The 1,430-nt window shown below is 64.5% G+C and carries 1 protein-coding gene; it reads right to left on the bottom strand.

Annotated elements, in window-relative coordinates; all coding sequences use genetic code 11:
- On the bottom strand, positions 1–1,430 hold a 1,430-nt coding region (locus tag BMX67_RS19280; RefSeq protein ID WP_139206590.1), incomplete at both ends, for an ATP-binding protein.

The raw sequence follows: 1,430 nt of genomic DNA, 5'->3' as shown, positions 1-1,430 counted from the left end.
TCACGCTGATATCGGCCAGATAGGTCAGGATCTTGGTCGCCCGGTCACGGCGCTTCTTGAAGGTGAACAGGTCATCGGTCGTGTCGATGAACTTGGTCGTGTAGGTGTCGTCCAGGAAGGTCGGGTGTTTCAGCAGGTTGATGACAAAGTCGATATTCGTGCTGACCCCGCGCACGCGGAATTCGCGCAGCGCCCGGTCCATCCGCTTGATCGCCTGATCGGGCGTCTGCGCCCAGGCCGTCACCTTGACCAGCAGCGAATCGTAGAACCGCGTGATCACCCCGCCCGCATAGGCGGTGCCGCCATCCAGCCGGATGCCCATGCCCGTCGCGCTGCGATAGGCGGTGATGCGGCCGTAATCGGGGATGAAGTTGTTCTGCGGATCCTCGGTCGTGACCCGGCATTGCAGCGCGTGACCCGACAGCGTCACCTGATCCTGCGAGGCCGCGCCGGTGGCCTCGGCCAGGGTCGCGCCCTCCATGATGCGGATCTGGGCCTGCACGATGTCGATGCCGGTCACCTCTTCGGTGACGGTATGTTCGACCTGCACGCGCGGGTTCACCTCGATGAAGTAGAACTGCCCGCTGTCCATATCCATCAGGAATTCGACCGTGCCCGCGCATTCATAGCCGACCGCCTGCCCGATCTTCAGCGCCAGGTCGCAGACCTCGGCGCGCTGTTCCTCGGTCAGATAGGGGGCGGGGGCGCGTTCGACGACCTTCTGGTTGCGGCGCTGGACCGTGCAGTCGCGTTCATACAGGTGATACAGGCCGCCATGCGTGTCGCCCAGCAACTGCACCTCGACATGGCGGGCGCGCAGGATCATCTTTTCCAGATAACCCTCGCCATTGCCAAAGGCGGCCTCGGCCTCGCGGCGGCCCTCGCGGACCTTCTCGACCAGCTCCTCGGGGCCGTTGATCGGGCGCATCCCGCGACCGCCCCCGCCCCAGCTGGCCTTCAGCATCAGCGGATAGCCGATCTCGGCGGCCTCGGCCTTGATGGCGTCGAAATCATCGCCCAGAACCTCGGTCGCGGGGATGACCGGAACGCCCGCCTTGATGGCCACGCGCCGCGCGCTGGCCTTGTCGCCAAGCGCGCGCATCGTCTCGGCGCGGGGACCGATGAAGGTGATGCCAGCCGCCGCGCAGGCATCGACGAATTCGGGGTTTTCCGACAGAAGGCCGTATCCCGGATGGATCGCGTCCGCCCCGCTTTCCTTGGCCACGCGGATGATCTCGGGGATCGACAGATAGGCCGCCACGGGACCAAGACCCTCACCGATCCGATAAGCCTCGTCGGCCTTGAACCGGTGCAGACCAAGCTTGTCCTCCTCGGCATAGACCGCAACCGTCCGCTTGCCCAGCTCATTCGCCGCACGCATCAAACGGATCGCAATCTCACCACGATTGGCTACCAATATCTTCTGAAAC

Source organism: Paracoccus homiensis, from assembly GCF_900111675.1.
Lineage (GTDB): Bacteria > Pseudomonadota > Alphaproteobacteria > Rhodobacterales > Rhodobacteraceae > Paracoccus > Paracoccus homiensis.
Note: the sequence above shows the minus strand (reverse complement) of the source record. Positions and strands in the feature narration are given on the sequence as shown.